This window comes from Streptomyces sp. NBC_01716 (assembly GCF_036248275.1).
Lineage (GTDB): Bacteria > Actinomycetota > Actinomycetes > Streptomycetales > Streptomycetaceae > Streptomyces.
In genome coordinates this window covers 8,012,997-8,033,863 of sequence record NZ_CP109181.1, presented here as the reverse complement: position 1 = coordinate 8,033,863, position 20,867 = coordinate 8,012,997, and the positions used below count along the sequence as shown (strand labels likewise).

Below are 20,867 nucleotides of genomic sequence, written 5' to 3'. Positions count from 1 at the left end.
TTACGCCAACCCGGTCACCGCTGTGTCGAACGGCCCGTCTCCAGCAGCCGTCTCCAGCAGCAGGAGTGCGATGTCATCGCTCTTCCCCTCCGTCATCGTCGCCTCGGCGTCCTTGACGAGCCGGTCGCACAGGCTGCCCAACGGGCCGGGCGGCGCCAGCGCGATGCGACGTGCGAGGTCGTCGACGGAGTCACCCAGGTCCGTGCCGGACCGTTCGACGAGGCCGTCGGTGTAGAACGCCAGGAGACTGTCGGGCGGCAGGGCGATCTCGGTCGTGGTGAACGCGGCGTCGGATTCGACACCGAGGAGCAGACCGGGCGGAAGTCTCAGCACCTCCGTGCGGCCGTCGGGCCCTCGCAGGATCGGCGGCAGATGGCCGGCGGCGGACAGCAGCGCACGCCCGCGCCGCAGGTCTATGTGGGCGTAGAGACAGCTGACGAACAGTTCTGTACTGAGGTCCTGCAGAAGGCGGTTGGTGCGCGCGAGGACTTCGTCGGGTGGCGCGCCGACCTGCGCGTGGGTGTGCACGGCGGTCCGCACCTGTCCCATCAGGGCTGCCGCCTGCACACTGTGCCCCTGCACGTCCCCGACGACGGCGGCGACGTTCGCGTCGTCCAGCCGGATCAGGTCGTAGAAGTCTCCGCCGACATCCAGGGAGCCCACGGCCGGCCGGTAGCGGGCCGCGGTGCGCAGATTCCCGACGCGCGGCAGGAAGCTGGGCAGCAGGCCCGCCTGCAGGCCACGGGCCGCTCCCGCATGGAGGTCGTAGAGGCGTGCCCGCTCCAGTGCCTGGGCGATCAGCCCGGCCAGGGACACGAGTTCGGCGCGCTCGTTGGGTACGAACATCTGGGGACGCTCGTATCCGAGGACGCAGGCGCCGATCGTCCGGCCGGAGACCGTCAGCGGCAGATAGGCGAGAGCGCCCGCGCGCCCGTACGCCTCGATGCCCGGATAGGTCTCCAGCAGATCGGAGCTGTCGGAATGGAACGCGGGGGCCCCGCCTTCGATGATGCGCGTTCCTTCGGTCCGGGAGCTCATGGGAAGACCGTCGAAGTCGTCGGCCATGGGAGAGAGGAAACCGCGGGAGTCGATCACTCGCAGCCGGCCCTCCTCCGCGGTGATCAGCGCGAACCCCTGGATGCCGAGGACGGGCATCATCTGCTCGTTGAGGAAGTCGGCGATCTCCTGGACGGTCTTCGCCTCGGCGAGAGCCGAGGCCAGATGCAGCAGATGGAACAGGGTGCCGGCATGGGCGGGACCGGCGGAGGCGGTATCCGTGGAGATCGCCCCGGCTTCGGCGGGGAAATCAAGAGGATCCACGCTGACGGTGACCCCCGAGTCATCGGCGTGCATCGTCACCGACAGCCAGTGGCCCGCCGGATGGCGGACCCTGAAACCGGAGGGGAGACGGCTGAAGACCGCCGCCAGATAGGCGTTCTCGAAGGCGGGATCGTGCAGCCAGGAGATCGCCTCGAAAGGATTCCGGTCCAGCAGTTCGCCACGATCCAGTTCGAGGAGTTCGGCGGCCCGGTCGTTGATGAATGTCAGGTGCCCGTTCAGGTCGAGCTCGGCGATGCCGCCGGGAAGCCGGTCGACGACGCGGGCACGCGCGTCGGGGTTTCGGGGCGGAAGGTCCAGCGCGAGGGGGTCCGACCTCGGCAGCAGGGGGTCTCCGGCCTCCGCGGCCCGCCGAAGCGCCTTCGCCGCGCGCCGGCAGGAGGTGTCCACCTCGCGTTCTTCCGCGGCGGAGAGTTCCGGCGAGTGGGTGCCCGGCCACAGCACCAGCACAGCGCCCCAGCCCACGCCCCGGTCGACCAGCGGCGCGACGTACATGGCGACGTCGTACGGAAAGGACAGAGCCGTACGCGGAAAGCGACGCGCGAGTTCCTGCTGGTTGCCGATCCACACCGGCCGCCCGGAAATGACCGCCTCGGTCACCGGCACCTTCGCCACCCGTGCCACCCGGGACCAGGACCTGGCCAGGCCCGCCGTCACGCCCCTGACGACGGTCATACGGACGAGCAGTTCCTCCGGGACATCCAGATAGCCCGCCACTATGTGCGCGCCGGCCGAGACGGCGATCCGTTCGACCTCGTGGTCGAAGATGCGACTCGCCTCTTCGCGGCGCGCAGTTCCCTCGTTGCCGGACACTGACCCACCGCCTTTCGCCGATTACAGAAAGGCATGAACGATGACCGCACCCACTCATCGGGGGCCGTTCGTTCCGCCCTCTTGTCGAGGATGCCACTTACGTCCTCGGGTCGCCGGACAGGACCTGGGGTCTGTCGTTCGGATCAGGCCCTAACGCCGCTCGGCGGCGACGGCCTCCCGTACGGCGGGGACGACCTCATCGGCGAAACGGCGCAGCAGGTCGGCCGAGTGGACGCGGTAGAGGAGGAACGTGCTCATTCCCTGGGTGAGGGCGAGTGCGGTCAGCTGCTCGACCCATGTCCTCGGAGGGCCCTCCAGGAATCCGGAGCCGTTGGAGAAGCTTCCCTTGATGTTGTATCCGCGGCGTACGGCGCCCGGTGACCGCCCGGCTTCCTCAGTTGCTGGGCACCGGTCGCCAGTCCCAGTTCGAACCGGCCGCCGCTGATGATGTCGAGGGTCGCGGCCGTGCGGGCCACCATGGCGGGCGGGCGCCACGGCGTCCTCGGGCCGGTCCTCCACTTCCAGCAGTGCCCCGAAGGCGAGGTCGTGTCCGTAGTCGCTCATCGCTGGTTCTCCTGGCTCGAAGGGGGGGTCGCCGCCCGAAAAGGCACCGCATTTCCAGGATGGGAGATTTTCGGGCAATCCGGTGCGAAGCGTAGATCACGCCTTACCACCGGGGAGCGGAACAACCCCGAGCCGCGTGGTGCGTCGCCGAGCCCGAGTACGCCGGAGAAGGCTGACGCCCAGACGCCTTCGAGGGGCGTGACATCCCGCCCGACCAGCCGTTAAGTCAACTATGCGTACTTCTCCTTCGAGCAGACGGCCCCTCATCGGCGCCGTCACCTCGCTCCTCCTGCTCGCCATCACGGCCGTGGCGGGCCCCACCCCTGCGGCCACCGCCGAGAGCCGCCCGGCGCCTTCGGCGGACCCCGGGGCGATCCGCGACTGGAACGCCATCGCCACCGACACCATCAACGACAACCTCGGCGCCACCCACCCCTCCGGGCAGGCCGCCATCTGGCACGGCTTCGTCTCGGCCGCCGTCTACAACGCCGTGGTCGGCATCCAGGGCGACTACGCCCCGTACAAGTGGCGGGCGCGCGGACCCTCCACCGCGTCGCCCGAGGCCGCGGCCGTGACCGCCGCGCACCGCGTACTGCTCACGTACTTCCCCGCCTCCCGGGCGCGCCTCGACAGCGCGTACGCCGGCTCCCTCGCCAAGATCCCCGAGGGCAGCGCGAAGAGCCAGGGCGTGGCGTTCGGGAAACGCGCCGCCGACCACCTCGTCGAACTACGCGAAGGAGACGGCCGGTTCGCGCCGGTGAAGTTCACCGCCACGCCCGCGCCCGGCGTCTGGCGGCCAACCCCGCCCGCGCGTCTGCCGTTCCTGGACACCTGGCTCGGCGAACTGCGCCCCCTGACGCTCACCTCACCGGATCAGTTCCGTCCCGGCAAGCCGCCCGCCCTGTCCTCGGCCCGCTACGCCCGGGACGTGAACGAGGTGAAGAGCATGGGGGCGAAGACCGGCTCGGCCCGTACCGCGCACCAGACCGAGACCGCCCTGTTCTTCGGGGGCAACCTGGTGGTGCAACTCCAGTCGGCGTTCCGGGACTACACCGCCCGTCACCACTTCCGCATCGCGGAGACAGCACGCATGTTCGCCGCGGCGAACGCGTCGGCGACCGACGCCGCCATCGCCGCGTGGGACGCCAAACTCCACCACGGATTCTGGCGGCCGATCACCGCCGTCCAACTGGCCGACACCGACGGCAACCCCGCGACCGACGCCGACCCGGACTGGGAGCCGCTGCTCGTCACGCCACCGCACCCCGACTACATCAGCGGCCACGCCGCGCTCGCCGGCGCCGTGACCAGGACCCTGACCGGGATCCTCGGCACCACCCGCATCGACCTCACCATTCCCTCCGAGGGCACCGGCACCACACGGCACTACGAATACGCCGACCAGCTCAACGAGGACATGATCAACGCCCGCGTCTGGGCCGGCATCCACTTCCGGACAGCGGACATCACCGGATGCCGCACCGGCAGCCGCGTCGGCGCCTGGACGCTCGCCCACCACTTCCAACCACTGGGCGCGGCACGCCCCCAGACGTCAGACGACTAGGGCTTGATCGCCAGGCCGGTCCACAGACTGACTTCGGCGTCCGTTGGCGTGCCCGTCGTGTCGGCACTCACGTCCGCCACGTCGGGACGCCAGCGGTGGCCGACGGTGATACCGGGATCGAGCAGTTCGAGACCGTCGAAGAAGCGGGCGACGTCCTTCTGCGAGCGGAACTGCACGGGCGTCCCGGCGTTGGTGTAGATGTCGGTGACCCTCTGCCAGGTGGGCGGGTCGAAGTCGGGCGTGCAGTGGCTGAGGGCCAGGGCGCTGCCCGAGGGGAAGACGTCCAGCAGCCGGCTGACGATTCCGTACGGGTCCTGGGCGTCGGTGACGAAGTGCATGAGGGCGTTCAGCGACAGCCCCACGGGCCGGCTCAGATCCAGCACCTCGGTGAGTTCGGGGGCGTCGAGAAGAGACTGCGGGTCGTTGACGTCCGCCTCTATGTACGTGGTGCGGCCCTGGCGCGTGCTCCGCATCAGGCGCTCGGCGTACTTGAGGACGAGCGGGTCGTTGTCGGCGTAGACAACCCGGGCGTCGGGGACGACGGCCTGCGCCACCTGGTGCAGGTTCGGCTCGGTCGGGATGCCGGTACCGATGTCGAGCCACTGCCGGATGCCGTGCTCACGCGCGAGGACGCGGGTGGCCCGGTGCATGAAGGCGCGGTTCTCCCGTGCGCACACGAAGATGCCGGGATACGCGCCCGCCACCATCTCGGCGGCCTGCTTGTCGACGTCGAAGTGGTCCTTGCCGCCCAGGTAGTAGTCGTACATGCGGGCGGAGTGCGGCCTGCTGGTGTCGATGTCCCGCGCGGCATGCGAGTTGGTCATTCTGTCCCCTCAGTGATGGGCGTGTGGTACCGGGCAGGCCGCGGCCGGGGCCGATGCGGATCCTTCCCGCTGGTGTCCTGGTTCAGCCGACCGCCAGGTGATCGGCGAGCCCCTTCTTGACTCCCGCGACGAACGCGGCGATCTCCTGCGGCGTGTAGATCAGTGCGGGACCGGCCGGATCCGTCGACTGCCGCAGTGCCACACGGCCGTCGGAGAGTTGCTTGGTCTCCACGCACTGGCCTCCGTTGGGTCCACTCCAGGGGCACTCCCAGCCGTGCTCACCGAGGTCCAGCGCCGGCATCCCGTTGTAGACACTTCCATCCGTGATGGTCATGAGTACTCCTTGCGCATGCGGTTGAGAAGCGCCTTGCTGGTCGCGGACGACGTCAGCAGGGACATCCGGTTGTGCGCCTCCAGATGAGCCGCGACATCGGAACGCTGATCCAGATACATGGAGCCGGAGAGGATCTCGCTGTAGACGATGTCGGGCAGTTCCGGCTCCTCGAACCGGAAGTAGGTGAAAGGCGCGCACGCCCCCACGTGGGCACCCGCGGTGAACGGCACGACGTCGACGCTGACGTGCTCCAGTTCCGAGACCTCCAGGAGGCGCTCGATCTGTCCGCGCATGACCTCCGCGCCGGCCACCACCCGGTGCAGAACGGCCTCTTCCATGACCACCCACAGCGTGGGCGCGCCGTCCTTCTCCAGGAGACCCTGCCGGCGCGTCCTCAGGTCGACGCGCCGTTCGAGGTCTTCCTCGCTCTCGTTGGGGAAACCCCCGCGCAGTACGCCACGGGCGTACGGGTAGGTCTGGAGCAGCCCCGTGACGTAGTGGGGCTCGTAGGTGCGCAGCATCTGGGCACCGGTCTCCAGACTGACGTACGCGGTGAACCAGTTGGGCAGCACATCGCGGTACGCGTGCCACCAGCCGGGCTCGTTGGCCTGCTCGGCGAGGGTGATGAACTCGTCTATCTCCTGCTGCTGGGCCCCGTAGGTCTGGAGCAGCTTCTCCACGTAGAGAGGCTTGAGGGGGACCTCCGCCTTCTCCAGACGGCGGATGCTCAACGGCTTCATACGCAGGGTCTTGGCCGCGTCGTCCAATGACACGCCCGCGCCCAGCCGCATGTCCTGCAGCCGCCGGCCGAGGATCATGCGCAGAACCGTGGGTGCACCGGTACTCGTACCCGGACGAGCTTCGCTCAACGCCCTACCTCCTGAGGGTCCGTCACTCGTAGGAGTCTGTCAGCGACTTGGGGGTGCCGCCAGACAGATTTACCCTCCTGAAATTATCAGGGAGGCGGTTGCAGCGTGAAGCCGTCTGCGAGCATAGTTATCTACGTGAGTGATCCCGCCGTAAGGGCATCCCTCGTCAACACCCTTTGCTGTCTCTGGAGTTGGCGCCCTTTGGCGTGTCCGGTCCCGGAGTCCGTCCCGGAACACCCCTGTCCGGCAGGCCTGTTGCTCACCCCCCGCGTCTCATGACTGCGCCCGCCCCGACGGAAGGCGACAAACGTGTCCCCCCGCACGACTCGCTCCCCCCAGCTCCTGGACGTCGCGAGCCCGGATCGTTCGCACTGGCTCGAACTTCCGGCAGACCGTTCCAGTGTCCGAGTGGCACGGCACTCGATGAGCGCGAGACTGACCGCCTGGCGATTGCCTGACGGAGTGTGCGCGGACGCCATCCTGCTCATGTCCGAACTGGCCACCAACGCCGTACGCCACACGCCGAGTACCCGGATCCTGTGCGGCATCGGTCTCGTGACCGACCGGTGTCTCCGCCTGGAGGTGCACGACCACGACTACGCGGGCGGCAGGCTCCGGCCACGCGGTCCGGGCCCCGACGACGAGTCGGGACGCGGACTGTTCCTCGTGGAGGAGCTCGCCGACGCGTGGGGTGCCGACCACTCGGCGCTCACCGGTGGAAAAGCGGTGTGGGCGACCCTGAAGACCTGCCTCTGAACACGGCTGAGGGCCGGACGGCACCCCCTGCCGTCCGGCCCTCTTCGCCGGGCCCTGTGGCCCGGACACGCGCTACCCGCGAATGGCGATCGTGGCGTCGAGTTCCACCAGCGCGCCCTGGGGCAGCACATGGGACGGCAAGGCCGTCCGGGCGTGGCGGCCCGCGTCGCCCAGGACGTCGAGCAACAGCCGCGACGCCCCGTCGATCACCGACGGCTGGTCCACGAAGGTGGGCGAACTCGCCGCCCAGGCATTGAGCTTCAGTATCCGCTCCACCTTGTCGAGGCCGACCGCGTCGTCCACGCGCGCCAGGAGATTGAGCGCGGCGGTTCTCGCGGCGGTCACCCCGTCGGCCACGGTGGCGTCTTCTCCCAGACGGCCCCGCAGGGTCTCGCCCGAGCCGGTACGTGAGATCTGCCCGGAGACGAAGAGCAGATTCCCCCAACGGGTGGTCGCCTCATAGGCGTAGCGGGGCGGGCCGAGCACTGGAAGCTCGATGGACAGCGCCTTGAGGCGCTCCTGCACGTCGGTCATGTCACATCCCGGTTCTCGATCGGTCCGGCCGTCATCGCATGCTCACGATGTAGGTACGGTCGCGCCCGATGTACCAGAGGTCCTCGGTGCCGATCGCCGCGTTCTCGTAGCGCCAGGGGATCTCGGCGGCACCGTACGAACCGACTCCGAGTACATGCTTGTAGCCGGGCCGGAGTTCGTTGGCGAACGACTCCTGCTTGCCCATGAGGTGGCCGACGTTGCGCTTGCGGTACTCCGTGTTGAAGTCGACGTCGGTCCCGAGCATCCCGATCCGGACCATCCGGTCCAGGTGCGGCGCCAGGTAGCGCAGGGTGCCCTCGTGCACGTCCTCGCACACCACGCCGGGCTTGAGCTGCCCGATGATGCCCTCACGCACCACGTCGAAGAAGAACTCGTACGCCTCCTTCGCCGCCGCGGTGCGGGGCAGCGAGCGGGCCATGTCGGAGGTGGCGACGTTGACCCCGTCGAACACGACGCGCACTCCTGCGTCGAGCTGGATGCAGGTCGTCTCGTCGTTGATCGGGTAGTCGACCGGCGGGCCGGGGAAGAGCATCCGGTTCGACGAGTGGAGGTTGGTGAAGTACGGCTCGATACCGAAGGGGATCTCGTTCACCGTACGGAACTCGGCGACCTTCTTGACGTACACCGCGTTGATGTCGAGCTCGGTGAACGAGCGGCCGGCGTCGAGGCCCGCCTCCGCCCAGGCCAGCGCCTCCTCGATGGCGAACACACTCGCCCGCGCGGCGACGACCTGGAAGGCGAGGTCCTCGTGGTCACGGATGTCCCGCCAGTGGCCGAGGTCCGCCGAGACCGGGACCGGCTCCAGGCCCTCGCGCTCCAGCTCGCGGGCCAGACCGGCGCTGATCCACTCCTCCTCGACCCCGGTCCGTACGCCGTCGGTCAGCGCCCGGACAGCGGCGGCGATGGACGGGAAGCGGCCGACGGCCGTCCCGGAGACCCCGGGGGTTCCATCGGGCGCCAGCACGATCAGCTTCTCCGGACCGGCCAGCCACAGCCCGACCGCGCCGTCCGGCTGCGGGAACCCGGTCGCCTCGGTGAAGTTGGGGGGCGCGGCGAGAAGCAGCGCGTCGAGAGAGCGGTCCCCGGCCAGCGTCTTCAGCGCCGAGAACCTGCTGTCATCGCCGGTGGTGAACTCCTCCGCCAGGCCGGTGAGATGCTCGACGTTCTCGATGAGCCGGCGCGCGGTGAGGACGCCCGTCTCGCGCCACTCCACGAACCTCGCCAGGACCTCTCCGAGATCGAGCTCGTAGGCGGTGACCGGGGTGGGGTCCTGGTCGGCGACGACCAACTCGACGGAGCCGGACAGCGTGAGGTGGTGGCTGTAGACGACGTCGGCGGCGAGGTGCACCGCGGCGCCGTCGGCGAGTTCCCGCACCAGGCTCGTCAGGGACTCCGCGGCGGGAGTGTCGGCGACGATTCGCGGGTCGATCGTGACCCAGGGGGCGTAGAACCTGATCTGCTCCTTCGGGACCCCGGCGGAGAGGGCGTTGCCCTGCTCCTGCTGGCGTACCAGCAGGTACTGCTGGTCGTCCTTCCGCGCGATCAGCGGCGCGACGAAGGGGTAGGAGTCGAGGCGGATCGCGGAGAACAGGAGGCTCTTGCGCGCGTTGAGTCCGTAGGCCGCTTCGACCTGCGAGGCGTCTGCGGTGAGGCTCAGCATGGGTACTCCTTGCTATTCATGTCGGTGTCGGTGTCCGGGCCGGCGGCGGTCAGCTGATTCCGGTCACGACTCCGATGTGGGACTCGATTTCCGTGGTGTAGTCGGAGAAGGCCGTGGAGAACCGGTGCTCCTTGCCCCGGGGCCGCGGGAGGTCGACCGCGATGTCGGCGACGATCCGGCCGGGGCGGTCGCCGATGACGACCACCCGGTCGCCGAGCCAGACCGCCTCGGGGATGCTGTGCGTCACGAACAGGACGCTGCATCCCGTGGTCTGCCAGATGCGCTGGATCTCGAAGTTCATCGAGTCGCGGGTCATGGCGTCGAGCGCGCCGAAGGGCTCGTCCATGAGCAGCAGCGAGGGGTGGGAGACGAGCGCGCGGCAGATGGCCACGCGTTGCTGCATACCGCCGCTGAGCTCGTAGGAGTACTGCTTGGTCTTGTTGCCCAGACCCACCATGTCGAGCAGTTCCTGGGCGTAGCGGCGCGATTCGTCGGTGCGGGCGCCGCGGAACTCCAGGGGCAGCAGCACGTTGTCGAGGTTGTTGCGCCACGGCAGGAGCACGGGGCTCTGGAACACCATCGCGATGTCCTCGATCCCGTCGCGGATCGGCCGTCCCTTGACCAGGATCTCGCCCTCGGTGGGCTCCTGGAGGCCGGAGACCGTCTTGAGCAGCGTGGTCTTGCCGCTGCCCGACTGTCCGACGATCGAGACGAACTGGCCCGGCTTCACATGGAAGTCCAGCCCTTTGAGCACTGTGTTGGCCTGACCGTTCCGGGAACGGTAGGTCTTGCTCACGTTGTTGACCGAGATGGCGTACTCGTTGTTCAGCTGACTGTTCATGTGACTCTCCGTCCGGCCGTCACGGGGCCTGAATGGTCTCTGTGGAGTTCAGCGGCGTGAGGTACGCGTTGCTGTACACGTCCTCGGGGGTGAGGTTGCTGCCCTGCTTCAGGCCGAGGAACTTCCGGGCGACGTCGATGATTTTCTGGACTCCCGCGTCGTCCATGACGCCGTACTGGTTCACCGACTCACCGGTGCCCCGGTTGAGAGCGCACTGAGCGTTGATCGCGAGGGTGATGGTCTTGGTCTCGTAGCCCGAGACCTGTTTCTGGAAGTCCTTCGCGGCGTCGGCCGGGTGGCCGCACGCCCACAGGAATCCCTTCTGCATCGCCCGGTTGAACCGCCGGATCTGATCGGGATCCTTCTTGAGCTTCTCGTCGGAGGCGACGATCCCGTTGCCGTAGAGGTCGATGCCCAGGTCGGACCACTTCAGTACGACGGCCTTCCGGCCGAGTGCGTCGATGGCCGGCTGGTCGGAGACGTACAGGGCGAGGTTGGCGTCCCACTGGCCGGCGAGCAGTCCGGGGATCTTCGACGCGCTGGATGCGGGGACGACGGTGACATCGCCTTCCTTGAGCCCCAGCTTGCTCATCGCGAACGGCCACATCGCGGTCATCGCACCGCCGCCCTCGGTGGCGACGGTCTTGCCCCGGAGGTCGTCCCATCCCTTGATCCCGGTGCCCGCGAGGCCGACGACCGCGTAGGCGGACCTGGCCTGCAGGAGGTTGACCTGCTTGACCTTGACGCCCCTGCCCTGGGCGGTGACGGTGGCGCCGAAGTCGGCCCAGCCGGCGTCGACCTTGCCGGTGACGACGGAGGTGACCGTGTTGGTCGAACCGGACCCCGGCATGACCGTGACGTCGAGGCCCTCCTCCTTGAAGAAACCGCGCTCGATGGCGGAGATGAACGGGGCATGCTTCGGCAGGTACCCCACGTCGAGCATGAGGGTCATCGAGTTCTTCCCGCCGCTGCTCACACAGCCCGACAAGGTCGTGAGGAGCACCATCCCTGTGATCGCGGAGATCCCGCGGATCGAGTTACGCATTCGAGTCTCCGATCCCGCGCTCACTTCGCGTGGTTCTTCCACGGGGCCAGCTTCCGTCCCGCGAAGTCGACGATGAAGAACAACGCGAGGGCGATGGCGGCGAGCACGATGAAGGCCGCGAACATCGACGGGAGGTCGACCTGGCTGTTGGCGAGCAGGATGACGTATCCCAGCCCCTTGGAGCCGGCGATGAACTCACCGACGACCGCTCCACCCACAGCGAGCGAGATGGAGATCTTCGCTCCGGAGAAGATCGAGGGGATCGCGTAGATGAAGTCGATCTTCATCATCTTCTTCCACGACGACGCCTTGTTGATCCGCGCGAGTTCCTGCAGCTCGTGGGGCACCGCGCTCAGGCCGTCGTAGGTGTTGATCACCAGGGGGAAGAAGGCGATGGCCATCGCGACGAACGCCTTCGACTCGAAGCCGAACCCGAACCACACGATGAACAGCGGTGCGAGCGCCACCTTGGGGATGGTGTCGATCGCGATGAGCGCGGGGTAGAGGAAGCTGCGCACGGTGCTTGAGTAATGCAGCGCCGCGCCGCACAGGACCCCGAGCGCGGTGCCGAGCGCGAAGCCGGCGAGCGCCTCCTGCAAGGTGACGAAGGTGTTGCTCGCGAAGTACTCGGGCCGGTCGATCAGCTCCGCGAAGGCCGCGAGAGGCCCGACGGCCAGGTACTCCGGCGGGTCGAAGACGACCACCAGGAGCTGCCAGACGACGAAGAGTCCGACGATCCCGGCGATCGCTTTGGCACCGACCGCGATCGAGTCACGGCTGAGCATTCTCGGCTTGGCTGCCGTCGGGTCACCGAGTGCTGACTCGGACGAGGTCCGACGCAGGTCCGCCGGACCGGCTTCACTGACTTCAGGAGTGGCCATCGCGGAATCTCCCGTCAAAGGGCGCGCCGTGCGCGGACTGGACCGCGGCTGTCGGCCGGGGGTGTGTACGCCAACAGGAATCTGTGGCGGGGAGGGGCGACGCGGCCGGGATCCGGCGCGCCGATATGGACGGCGAGAGCCATCGACGTGTCATTGCGTCCTCACATCATTGGAAGGGTTGCCACTGGGCAGTCGCGGGTGTGGCCGGCGTGGCCGGACCTCGGCCAGGTGGACACGTGCCTCACCTGGCCCACCGGTCAGCCGGCGCTGTCGAGGGCGCGGGTGTCTCGACCGGGTTCACCGTCGAGCCGGCGCCATACACCGAGCGGATTTTCGTCACGAAGCTCAGCAGGCAACAGCGCGGTCGGCACGTCCTGGTAGGCAACGGGGCGCAGGAAGCGCTCGATCGCGAGCGTTCCCACGGAAGTGCTGCGAGGGTCGGTCGTGGCCGGGAACGGCCCGCCGTGCACCATCGCGTGTCCGACCTCGACCCCGGTGGGCCAGCCGTCGAACAGGACGCGGCCCGCCCGCTCCTCCAGGAGCGGCAGCAAGGTCGCGGCGAGTGGATGATCGGCCTCGTCGGCGTGCACGGTCGCGGTGAGCTGGCCTTCCAGCGCCTCGACCGCTGCCATCAGCTCGGAGGCGTCCGCGCAGCGGACGATCAGGGACGTCGCGCCGAAGACCTCGGTCTGCAGCCGCGGGTCGGCGGCGAACCGGGCGCCGTCGACGGTCAGCAGCCGGGCTCGGCCGCGAGCCGCGCTGCGGGGCCGGCCGCCGTGTGCGGACTCCTCGACGCCCTCCCGGGCCGCGAGGGCGTCACCGGTGGCGGCGTAGTGCTCGGCGATGCCCGTGGTGAGCATGGTGGCTCCGGCGTCGGCGGCGACGGCTTCGGCCGCGGCCTTCGTGAACGCGTCGAGGCCAGGTCCTTCGACGGCCAGCACCAGACCGGGGTTGGTGCAGAACTGTCCGGCGCCGAGTGTCAGCGATCCGGCGAAGGCGGCACCCAGCTCGGCGCCACGGGATTCGAGCGCCGAGGGCAGCGGCAGCACTGGATTGATGCTGCTCATCTCCGCGTACACGGGGATCGGTACCGGCCGGGCCGCGGCCATGGCCGCGATCGCCAGCCCGCCCGCGCGGGACCCGGTGAAGCCCACGGCACGGATCCGCGGGTCCTTGACGAGCCGGGCGCCCACGTCAGTCCCACCGCCGACGAGCTGGGAGAACACGCCCTCGGGCATACCCGTGTCGGCCGCCGCTTCGGCGATCGTCCGCGCCACCAGCTCCGCGGTACCCAGATGCGCCTGATGCGCCTTGACGACGACCGGGCACCCCGCGGCCAGCGCCGACGCCGTGTCGCCCCCCGCGGTGGAGAAAGCCAGCGGGAAGTTGCTCGCCCCGAACACCGCGACCGGGCCGAGCGCGATCCGGCGTTGCCGGATGTCGGCGCGTGGGAGCGGTTCACGGTCGGGCCGTGCCGGGTCGATACGAGCGCCCTGCCAGGTCCCGCCCCGCAGCTCGGCGGCGAACAGGCGCAGCTGACCGCTGGTGCGGCCCACTTCGCCGGTGAGCCGGGGACGGGGCAGCGCGGTCTCGGTGTGGGCGCGCTCCACCAGCGGATCCCGGCGCTCGTCGAGCAGCTCGGCGATGCGGTCGAGGAATCCGGCGCGCCGCTCGGCGCCGGCGGCGCGGAAAGCCGGGAAAGCCTGCTTCGCCAGCGCGCAGGCCCGCTCGACGTGCTCGGCCGATGCCGTGCGGTAGCCGGGGTCGAGAGCCGCGCCGGTGCGGGGATCGACGGACCGGATCTCCTCACCCGTACCGATGACGGGTTCAGCTCCGATGACCATGGCGCCGGTGGGGCCGGTCGGGGGGAGAGCGGACACGGGTGTCTCCTTGCACTTCGACAGTTCGGTGGCGTCAGGCGGTGGCGGCGGCCGTGGCGGTACGCGACGCCGCGATGACACCGGCCAGCAGCTCACGCTCGGCTTCGTCGAGGTCGGTCAGCGGCGGCCGTACCGGACCTGCGGGATGTCCGGTCAGATCCATGCCGGCCTTGACGATGCTCACCGCGTAGCCCGCCTTACGGTCGCGGATCGCGGTGTAGGGCAGCACGACCTCGTCGAGCAGCCGGCGCACCTTCGTACGGTCCCCCGCTCGCACGGCGCCGTAGAAGGCCAGGGCGAATTCGGGCAGGAAGTTGAAGATCGCCGAACTGTAGGTCGTGACACCCAACTCCAGGTACGGCAGCGCGAACGCCTCCGCCGTCGGCAGCCCGCCGATGAAGACCAGGCGGTCGCCGAGGCGTGAGTGGATCCGCGTGATCTCCTCCAGGTCGCCGACACCATCCTTGAAACCGATCAGATTCGGACAGTTATCGGCAAGCGTGGCCACTGTGTTGGATGTGTACACCGCATTCGCGCGGCTGTAAACCACCACACCCAGCGAAGTGGCTTCGCAGACCGCGCGCACATGCGCGGTGAGGCCGTCCGGTGAGGCCTCGGTGAGGTAGGGCGGGAACAGCAGCAGGCCGTCGGCGCCCGCCGCCTCTGCATCGCGGGCCATCTCGACCGCTTGCGCGGTGCCGTGGCCGGCCGGAGCGATGATCGGAGTGCCCTTGGGCGCGCTGTCGACAGCGGCTCGGACCACGGTGCCGACTTCCTGGGGGGTCAGGGAGAAGAACTCGCCCGTACCGCCGGCGGCGAACAGGCCGGCGATCTCGTGCTTGCCCAGGCGGACGATGTTCTCCCGGTAGGCGGGCTCGTCGAACGCCAGGTCGCGGGTGAAGTGGGTGACGGGAAACGACAGCAGCCCGGATCCGAGGCGTTCGGCAAGCTCGGTTTGGGTGAAGGCGGGCATCGGTGTTTCCTCTCGGGGGTGGCTTTTGAGACATCGACTGGGATGAACCATAGGAACCAAAACGATGCACGTCCAACACTTCTTGGGGATCGACTGATACCTATAATGGATCGATGTTTACCCTGAGTCAGCTTGAAAGCTTTGTCGCTGTCGCCGAGACACTGCACTACGGCCGCGCGGCGGAGCGGCTGTCGATGACCCAGCCCCCGCTGTCCCGGCGGATCCAACTGCTGGAACGCGAGCTGGACGTCGAGTTGTTCGACCGGATCGGCCGTTCCGTCCGGCTCACCGCGGCGGGCCGGGCGTTCCTGAGCGACGCCCGGCGCATCCTCGGTCTGTCCGAACACGCGGCCCTGTCGGTCCGCAGGGTGCCGTCAGGCGAAATCGGGACAGTGGCACTGGGTTTCACGGCATCGTCGGCGCACTCGGTGCTCGACGCCATCGTCGGCGGCATCCACGCCCAGCTGCCGGGCGTGGATCTGGTGCTGCGCGAACGGGTCTCCGGCACACAGATGGAGGAGCTGCGCTCCGGACAACTGGACCTGGGCCTGGTCCGTCCGCCCGTCCCCGGGACCGGGCTCGATCACCGCCCGCTGCACCGGGAGGGCCTGCTGGCCGCGATCCCCGCCGGGCACCCACTCGCCGCGCCGGACCGGGTGCCGCACGTGCGCGACCTCGACGGCGAGCCGTTCGTCATGTACTCACCGGCCGAGGCCAGATACTTCTACGAGGTGCTGGTCGGCGTGTTCCGCGGTGCCGGGATCGCGCCCCGGTACGTCCACCACCTCAGCCAGGTGCACACGATCCTGGCGCTGGTACGAGCAGGGCTGGGGCTCGCGCTGGTACCCCGGGCGGCCGAGGCGCTCGGGCTGGACGGAGTCGTGCTGCGCCCGGTGACGGGAATCGAGGGCGAGCCGGTCGAACTCGTCGTCGCCTGGCGCGCGAACGACGACAACCCGGCTCTGCACGCGGTCCGGGACCTGGTGATCGACCTGGCCGGCCGGGGGCTCTCCTGACAGCCACGTACGAGCCGTCGCTACAGCGGCGGCCTGGCCTGCGCCTGCCCCGCCTGGAGGTCGGCGAGCAACTCGGCCTGCCCCGCGAGCACACCCTGGAGGATGGTCCGCGCGACCCGGAGCAGCTCGGCGATGTGCGGGCTGGTCAGCGAGTAGTACACGGTGGAGCCCTCCTTGCGGGTCACCACCAGGTTCGCCCGGCGCAGCACCGCGAGCTGCTGCGACAGATGCGCCGGCTCGATCCCCACCTCGGGCAGCATCTCCGCGACCGCGTACTCGCGCTCGCTCAGCAGCTCCAGTACGCGGATGCGCGCGGGGTGACCGAGCGTTTTGAAGAACTCGGCCTTCATCTGGTACAGCGGCGTACTCATCGTGGCGCTACCTCCCCGATACAGCGGTACGGCCCCACCGGCCGGCCCTCGGCGCACCGCATCCACGGTGAGAACCTCAACAATTGCCGAGATTAGCAACTCGTGCGCAGGCGTCACCCGGCAGTGCTCAGCCGACCCTTTCCCCGGTTTCCTCGCCGGCCGGCCGGGACTTCCGGGCGGGGAGGGGCGGCATCACGCCGGCGCCCTCCAGGTGGTCCCGGGCGCCCCGGATCGCCTCGGGCGTGCTGGCGTACTCGCCCCCCTCCGTCCGCAGCATCTCCAACGCGCCCACGGAGTCCAGGACTTGGCGCTGGCCGGCACGTATCCCGGAGGTCATCACCACCACACCGCGCCGGTTGAGCTTTTCCACCACGTCCTTGAGGACGAGGGCGCCGGTGGCGTCGATGGTCGTCACTCTCGACATACGCAGAATGACCACGCGGACATCGGCGACCTCGGCCAGCTCCAGCAGGAACCGGTGCGCGGCGGCGAAGAACAGCGGCCCGTCGATCCGGTACGCCACGATGTGCTCGGCCAGCAGCGCGTGTTCCTCGGCGCTGTGGTCACCGCGGTCGAGGGGCACCTGGTCCAGGCGGGCCTGCATGGCCACCGCGCGCAGCGCCAGGGCTCCCGCGACCACCAGACCGATGAGCACCGCGTACACGAGGTCGAGTGCGAGCGTGGCAGCGGCCGTCACCACCAGGATCAGGGCGTCGGAACGGGTGGCCCCGGCCATCGCCCGCAGCGAGCCGACCTCGACCATGCGGATGGCGGTGGCCAGCAGCACACCGGCCAGAGCGGCGAGCGGAATCCGGGAGACCAGGGGCGCCGCCGCGAAGACGATCACCGCCAGGATCGCGGCGTGGGTGAGCGAGGCGAGCCGGGAACTGGCGCCCGTACGGACGTTGACCGCGGTCCGCGCGATCGCGCCGGTCGCCGGTACGCCCCCGAAGAGGGGAGCGGCCATGTTGGCGAGACCCTGGCCGAACAACTCCCGGTCGGGGTCGTGCTTCTGACCCACCGTCATACCGTCGGCCACCGATGCCGACAGCAGCGATTCCAGGGCAGCCAGTGCGGCGACCGCCACCGCCGGGGCGAGCAGGGAGCTGAGAGCGCCGGGGTCCAGGAAGGAGAGGGACGGGGCGGGCAGCCCGGAAGGAAGGTCGCCGATCGGCCTGGCCGCGTCGAGCCCGGCGGCCTGGGCGACGACGGTGGCCGCGATCACCGCGAGGATGGAGAAGGGGATCGTGGGCCGCAGGCGGGCGCCCAGCAGCATGACGGCGGCGACCGCCAGGGCGAAGGCGACGCTGGTCCAGTTCGGGTTCCCGGCGAACTCCCGCAGGGCGCGCCCGGTGACGACGAGCACCCGGTCGCCCTCCGGCTGGGGCACGCCCAGGGCGTTCGGGACCTGCTGGAGTCCGATGACGCACGCGATGCCGAGGGTGAAGCCCTCGACGACCGGCGCGGGCACGTACCGCATGTACTTCCCGGCCCTCAGCACCGCCAGCGCGACGAGCATGCATCCGGCCATCAGCCCGACGGTCAGCACCCCGGACGGGCCGTGCGCGGCGACGATCGGTGCCAGCACCACCGTCATCGCGCCGGTCGGACCGGACACCTGGAGATTGGAACCGCCGAAGACGGCGGCGAGCGCCCCCGCGACGACCGCGGTCGCCAGCCCCGCCTCGGCTCCGAGGCCGGAGGAGACGCCGAAGCCGAGCGCGAGCGGCAGTGCCACGATCGCGACCGTGAGCCCGGCCAGCAGGTCCCGGCGCGGGTCGCGGCGCGTCTCCGCCAGATCGGTACGGCCGGGCAGCAGCGCGACGAGCCGGGCACCGACCCGGCCGAGCGGCATCCTCATCGCGCGGTGACCTCGGTTTCCCGCAGCTCCGCCAGCAGCTCGTGCTGTCCGGCGATCATCTCGGTCAGGATCCGGCGCGCGGCGCGCATCAGCTCGGCGACGTCACCGCCGGCGAGCGCGTAGACCACCGTCGAGCCCTCGCGCCGGAAGGTGACGATGCCCGACCGCCGCAGTACCGCGAGCTGCTGGGACAGGCTGGAGGGCTCCACCTCGACCGCGGCCAACAGCTCACGCACCGGCGCGGGCCCGTCCTGCAGCAGCTCCAGCACCTGTATCCGCACCGGATGCCCCAGCATCCGGAAGAACTCTGCCTTGGCCTGATACAGCGGAACGGACACGGCCCCTCGACTTCCCCTACCGATCGCGAATGCAGCCAACACAGCAACAAAGCATCTATTGAATTGCGAAATTTTGCAATTCAGCATCAGAGGGCGGCCGTGACTGCTTTCGCGACGACGGTGGTGTGCGCCTCACACCGGGCGCTTCGCTGTCCGTCTTGGACGATCCCCCGCGTCGCCGTCGAGTTCAACTTGCCGCGCGTGTCGTGCGATTGTCTCGCGCATGTGTACGGGAACGCGGCTGATCATCCGGATCGGGTACGCCGGTATCCCTCGGACATGACGGACGCGGAGTGGGCGGCGGTGCGCCCGCTGTTGCCGGTGCCGGCCTGGCTGGAGGGGAAGGGCGGGCAGCCCGAGGGTTACTGCCACCGCTCGATGCTGGATGCGATCCGTTACCTGGTCGCGGGCGGGATCTCCTGGCGTGCAATGCCCGCGGACTTCCCCGCCTGGGGCCGGGTCTGTGCCTTCTTCCGCCGGTGGCGTGAGCACGGGCTGGCCGCGGAGTTCCACGACCGGATGCGTGGCCGGGTCAGGGAGCGCGAGGGCCGGGAGGCGGAACCTTCGGCGGGGATCATCGACGCGCGGTCGGTGCGGGTCTCGGCGTCCGTGCCGGCTGCCTCAAGCGGGTACGACGGCGGGAAGAAGGTGCCGGGCCGCAAACGGCACATCGTGACCGACACGCTCGGCCTGCTGCTGGTCGTCGCGGTGACCGCCGCGAACGCGGGCGACCGGGATGCGGCCCTGCCCCTGCAGGAGCGGCTGCGCACGCGGCACCGGGAGATCACCCTGGTCTGAGCGGACGGCGGTTACACCGGCGGCCTTGTCCACTGGTGCCGTCAGAAACTCGCGCTTGCCCTGGAGGTCGTCAAGCGCACCGACAACATGGAAGGGTTCGTGGTGCTTCCCCGCAGGTGGGTGGTGGAGCGCACGTTCGCATGGCTGACGCATTCTCGCCGTCTGGCCCGCGACTACGAAACCCTGACCGCCACCAGCGAGGCGATGATCCAGTGGTCGATGATCACGCGGATGAGCCGCCGCCTGGCCCGGCCACGGATTTGCGGCCGGCGCTGAACGTCCCCGACGCCTCCTGGAGCAACCACCCGCGCTCCGCCAGGCGCCTCGCCTTCGACCGCACCCCCTCGACCTTCGCCGGGGTCGGCTCCAGCCCCAGCACCACCGCGATCTCCTTGGCCCGCACCGGCTCTTGGCCCGGCCGTTCCGCCAGCATGCCCAGGATCCGCTGGTAGTCCGGCGCGAGAACCGTCGCAGGCAGCCCTTCCTGCCAGGACGGCACCGTCGTTCCCGGCAACGGCGCGGGCACCGGCACAGGTTCTGCCTCCGTCTCGATCACGGCGGTGGTCTCGGCAGCGGACACCGCCAGGGCCTCGACGAGTTCCTCCCGCGCGATCACCCGCCGGTCCAGCTCGATCTCGGCCGCCTCCAGCACGGCAGCCGCCCGGGCCGCCGCCTCCCGCAGATCTTCGACTCGCTCGCGAGCAGCCACTTCCCGTGTCTCCAGCAATCCCAGCATCGACGCCACCGCGCACCCCTAACCGAACAAGCGGAACAGAACGTCGAAACTCTCCCTCACCCCGGCCGAAACCATGCCTGACCAGCAAGAATCAAACGATCACGTTCGGTTGAGATACGGCTTCTGAAGACTGATCAGCCCGACCACTTGAGACGGGTCCGCCGCGGCTACTTCACCCACCGGACCGTGCAGCGTTTGAGGACATCAGGCTCCATGACCAGTTTCGTGTTGCCCCGCTTGAGCTGGGCGTTCTCCCGCCGCAGCCGCTCCAGTTTGTCACTCCCGCCGGTCAGTGCCGTCCCTGTCCGGCGGGCGCGGGAGACCCAGCTCGCCAGGGTGGTCTCATGGCTCAGACGGCCCTACGCGACGTGCTTCGGTCGCCTCACCAGCGAGAGCCCCACTTCTGGCGCGTCAACGCGCCCGGCCGGCCCGACGGTTGGCCGCGTGGCCAACGCGTGACCAACAGCAGCCAGAAACAGGCAGAAACACCCAGATGGAGTCCGAACTAGGCGGTCGGCGAGAACCTCTATTTGGACCACAAACTACCTGTTCAGAGGCCCTTCGTGCATCAGTCAGGCCAGGGGTGGCGGCCCCGGCCACACGCGACGCGCAGGTGTACGCAGCAGGGATCCGGGAGCCCGGTGGTCTCCTCCCGCCAGGTCCGGGCAGCCGTCGGTGGGCGGCATCTCCAGGTCGAGTACTGCGATGTCGGGGGTGGTGCGGGCGGGCCAGCCGTTGCCCTTCGGGAGTGTCAGCCTCGGCGACCACCGTCAGATCGTCCTCCATCCCGGGCGGGCCGCCGAGGCGCTTCGGAGGAGGTCTTCGTCGTCGGCAAGCAGCAGCCGGATCA

19 protein-coding genes and 1 pseudogene are annotated in these 20,867 nt (G+C 69.4%); 4 read left to right on the top strand and 16 right to left on the bottom strand.

The features are described 5' to 3' along the window. Together OIE74_RS35670 and OIE74_RS38750 are read right to left on the bottom strand one after the other, a co-directional pair. Positions 1–2,151, bottom strand: a complete 2,151-nt coding sequence (locus OIE74_RS35670; protein WP_329391240.1) for a SpoIIE family protein phosphatase — start codon at positions 2,149–2,151, stop codon at positions 1–3. A gap of 150 nt (positions 2,152–2,301) precedes the next feature. Further along, the gene (locus OIE74_RS38750) at positions 2,302–2,715 is read right to left on the bottom strand and encodes a hypothetical protein (protein WP_443076318.1); all 414 of its coding nucleotides are present in this window, start codon (positions 2,713–2,715) and stop codon (positions 2,302–2,304) included. A gap of 232 nt (positions 2,716–2,947) precedes the next feature. Here OIE74_RS38750 and OIE74_RS35660 point away from each other — a divergent pair, with 232 nt between their 5' ends. Next, positions 2,948–4,279, top strand: a complete 1,332-nt coding sequence (locus OIE74_RS35660) for a vanadium-dependent haloperoxidase (RefSeq protein WP_329391235.1) — start codon at positions 2,948–2,950, stop codon at positions 4,277–4,279. Here the strand turns inward: OIE74_RS35660 and OIE74_RS35655 are convergent. From OIE74_RS35655 to OIE74_RS35645, 3 genes are all read right to left on the bottom strand, one after another. Continuing rightward, positions 4,276–5,103: an SAM-dependent methyltransferase gene (locus tag OIE74_RS35655; RefSeq protein WP_329391233.1), complete on the bottom strand. Its 828-nt coding sequence runs from the start codon at positions 5,101–5,103 to the stop codon at positions 4,276–4,278. The two genes, OIE74_RS35660 and OIE74_RS35655, sit on opposite strands and share 4 nt — an antisense overlap. 82 nt (positions 5,104–5,185) lie before the next feature. Continuing rightward, a complete protein-coding gene (locus OIE74_RS35650) occupies positions 5,186–5,437 on the bottom strand; it encodes a DUF397 domain-containing protein (RefSeq protein ID WP_329391231.1) in 252 nt (83 codons plus the stop codon). Continuing rightward, complete coding sequence (locus OIE74_RS35645) at positions 5,434–6,306, bottom strand: helix-turn-helix domain-containing protein (RefSeq protein WP_329391229.1); 873 nt, start codon at positions 6,304–6,306, stop codon at positions 5,434–5,436. The genes OIE74_RS35650 and OIE74_RS35645 overlap by 4 nt, the downstream gene beginning before the upstream one ends. 309 nt (positions 6,307–6,615) lie before the next feature. On the opposite strand from OIE74_RS35645, the gene OIE74_RS35640 reads away from it, so the two are divergent. Then, a complete protein-coding gene (locus OIE74_RS35640; protein ID WP_329391226.1) occupies positions 6,616–7,062 on the top strand; it encodes an ATP-binding protein in 447 nt (148 codons plus the stop codon). Between the two features lie 72 nt (positions 7,063–7,134). Here OIE74_RS35640 and OIE74_RS35635 read toward each other — a convergent pair whose 3' ends face one another. From OIE74_RS35635 to kdgD, 7 genes are all read right to left on the bottom strand, one after another. Continuing rightward, positions 7,135–7,596: a RidA family protein gene (locus OIE74_RS35635; protein WP_329391224.1), complete on the bottom strand. Its 462-nt coding sequence runs from the start codon at positions 7,594–7,596 to the stop codon at positions 7,135–7,137. A 31-nt stretch (positions 7,597–7,627) separates the two neighbouring features. Further along, positions 7,628–9,277 (bottom strand): M24 family metallopeptidase, encoded by a 1,650-nt coding sequence (locus OIE74_RS35630; protein ID WP_329391222.1) that lies wholly within the window; start codon positions 9,275–9,277, stop codon positions 7,628–7,630. Positions 9,278–9,326: 49 nt separating this feature from the next. Continuing rightward, the gene (locus tag OIE74_RS35625) at positions 9,327–10,118 is read right to left on the bottom strand and encodes an ABC transporter ATP-binding protein (protein WP_329391220.1); all 792 of its coding nucleotides are present in this window, start codon (positions 10,116–10,118) and stop codon (positions 9,327–9,329) included. A gap of 19 nt (positions 10,119–10,137) precedes the next feature. Then, positions 10,138–11,163: an ABC transporter substrate-binding protein gene (locus OIE74_RS35620; RefSeq protein WP_329391218.1), complete on the bottom strand. Its 1,026-nt coding sequence runs from the start codon at positions 11,161–11,163 to the stop codon at positions 10,138–10,140. Positions 11,164–11,183: 20 nt separating this feature from the next. After that, the gene (locus tag OIE74_RS35615; protein WP_329391217.1) at positions 11,184–12,044 is read right to left on the bottom strand and encodes an ABC transporter permease; all 861 of its coding nucleotides are present in this window, start codon (positions 12,042–12,044) and stop codon (positions 11,184–11,186) included. A gap of 257 nt (positions 12,045–12,301) precedes the next feature. Then, on the bottom strand, positions 12,302–13,924 hold the full coding sequence (locus OIE74_RS35610; protein WP_329391215.1) for an aldehyde dehydrogenase (NADP(+)): 1,623 nt from the start codon (positions 13,922–13,924) through the stop codon (positions 12,302–12,304). A gap of 34 nt (positions 13,925–13,958) precedes the next feature. After that, on the bottom strand, positions 13,959–14,897 hold the full coding sequence (kdgD, locus tag OIE74_RS35605; protein ID WP_329391213.1) for a 5-dehydro-4-deoxyglucarate dehydratase: 939 nt from the start codon (positions 14,895–14,897) through the stop codon (positions 13,959–13,961). 113 nt (positions 14,898–15,010) lie between these two features. Between kdgD and OIE74_RS35600 the strand changes: the two genes are divergently transcribed. Continuing rightward, a complete protein-coding gene (locus OIE74_RS35600) occupies positions 15,011–15,913 on the top strand; it encodes a LysR substrate-binding domain-containing protein (RefSeq protein ID WP_329391211.1) in 903 nt (300 codons plus the stop codon). 20 nt (positions 15,914–15,933) lie between these two features. Here OIE74_RS35600 and OIE74_RS35595 read toward each other — a convergent pair whose 3' ends face one another. The 3 genes from OIE74_RS35595 to OIE74_RS35585 all read right to left on the bottom strand — a co-directional run bounded on the left by OIE74_RS35595 (position 15,934) and on the right by OIE74_RS35585 (position 18,483). After that, the gene (locus OIE74_RS35595) at positions 15,934–16,284 is read right to left on the bottom strand and encodes an ArsR/SmtB family transcription factor (protein WP_329391209.1); all 351 of its coding nucleotides are present in this window, start codon (positions 16,282–16,284) and stop codon (positions 15,934–15,936) included. Positions 16,285–16,411: 127 nt separating this feature from the next. Continuing rightward, positions 16,412–18,145 carry a SulP family inorganic anion transporter gene (locus OIE74_RS35590; RefSeq protein ID WP_329391207.1) on the bottom strand — a complete coding sequence of 578 codons (1,734 nt, stop codon included), beginning with the start codon at positions 18,143–18,145 and terminating at the stop codon, positions 16,412–16,414. Then, on the bottom strand, positions 18,142–18,483 hold the full coding sequence (locus tag OIE74_RS35585) for an ArsR/SmtB family transcription factor (RefSeq protein ID WP_329391206.1): 342 nt from the start codon (positions 18,481–18,483) through the stop codon (positions 18,142–18,144). Before OIE74_RS35585 ends, OIE74_RS35590 begins: the two co-directional genes overlap by 4 nt. A 279-nt stretch (positions 18,484–18,762) precedes the next feature. Here OIE74_RS35585 and OIE74_RS35580 point away from each other — a divergent pair. Then, positions 18,763–19,557: pseudogene (locus OIE74_RS35580) on the top strand (IS5 family transposase). Here OIE74_RS35580 and OIE74_RS35575 read toward each other — a convergent pair. Then, entirely contained in the window at positions 19,505–20,017 is a 513-nt protein-coding gene (locus OIE74_RS35575; RefSeq protein WP_443076394.1) for a hypothetical protein, read from the bottom strand. The pseudogene OIE74_RS35580 and the gene OIE74_RS35575 overlap by 53 nt on opposite strands. Between the last annotated feature and the right edge of the window lie 850 nt (positions 20,018–20,867).

Bases quoted from the DNA above. Each gene is read 5' to 3' on its own strand.
- OIE74_RS38750 (WP_443076318.1), bottom strand. From the start codon at position 2,715: ATGAGCGACTACGGACACGACCTCGCCTTCGGGGCACTGCTGGAAGTG.
- OIE74_RS35660 (WP_329391235.1), top strand. From the start codon at position 2,948: ATGCGTACTTCTCCTTCGAGCAGACGGCCCCTCATCGGCGCCGTCACC.
- OIE74_RS35655 (WP_329391233.1), bottom strand. From the start codon at position 5,103: ATGACCAACTCGCATGCCGCGCGGGACATCGACACCAGCAGGCCGCAC.
- OIE74_RS35650 (WP_329391231.1), bottom strand. From the start codon at position 5,437: ATGACCATCACGGATGGAAGTGTCTACAACGGGATGCCGGCGCTGGAC.
- OIE74_RS35635 (WP_329391224.1), bottom strand. From the start codon at position 7,596: ATGACCGACGTGCAGGAGCGCCTCAAGGCGCTGTCCATCGAGCTTCCA.
- OIE74_RS35630 (WP_329391222.1), bottom strand. From the start codon at position 9,277: ATGCTGAGCCTCACCGCAGACGCCTCGCAGGTCGAAGCGGCCTACGGA.
- OIE74_RS35625 (WP_329391220.1), bottom strand. From the start codon at position 10,118: ATGAACAGTCAGCTGAACAACGAGTACGCCATCTCGGTCAACAACGTG.
- OIE74_RS35620 (WP_329391218.1), bottom strand. From the start codon at position 11,163: ATGCGTAACTCGATCCGCGGGATCTCCGCGATCACAGGGATGGTGCTC.
- OIE74_RS35615 (WP_329391217.1), bottom strand. From the start codon at position 12,044: ATGGCCACTCCTGAAGTCAGTGAAGCCGGTCCGGCGGACCTGCGTCGG.
- kdgD (WP_329391213.1), bottom strand. From the start codon at position 14,897: ATGCCCGCCTTCACCCAAACCGAGCTTGCCGAACGCCTCGGATCCGGG.
- OIE74_RS35600 (WP_329391211.1), top strand. From the start codon at position 15,011: ATGTTTACCCTGAGTCAGCTTGAAAGCTTTGTCGCTGTCGCCGAGACA.
- OIE74_RS35595 (WP_329391209.1), bottom strand. From the start codon at position 16,284: ATGAGTACGCCGCTGTACCAGATGAAGGCCGAGTTCTTCAAAACGCTC.
- OIE74_RS35590 (WP_329391207.1), bottom strand. From the start codon at position 18,145: ATGAGGATGCCGCTCGGCCGGGTCGGTGCCCGGCTCGTCGCGCTGCTG.
- OIE74_RS35575 (WP_443076394.1), bottom strand. From the start codon at position 20,017: ATGCTGGGATTGCTGGAGACACGGGAAGTGGCTGCTCGCGAGCGAGTC.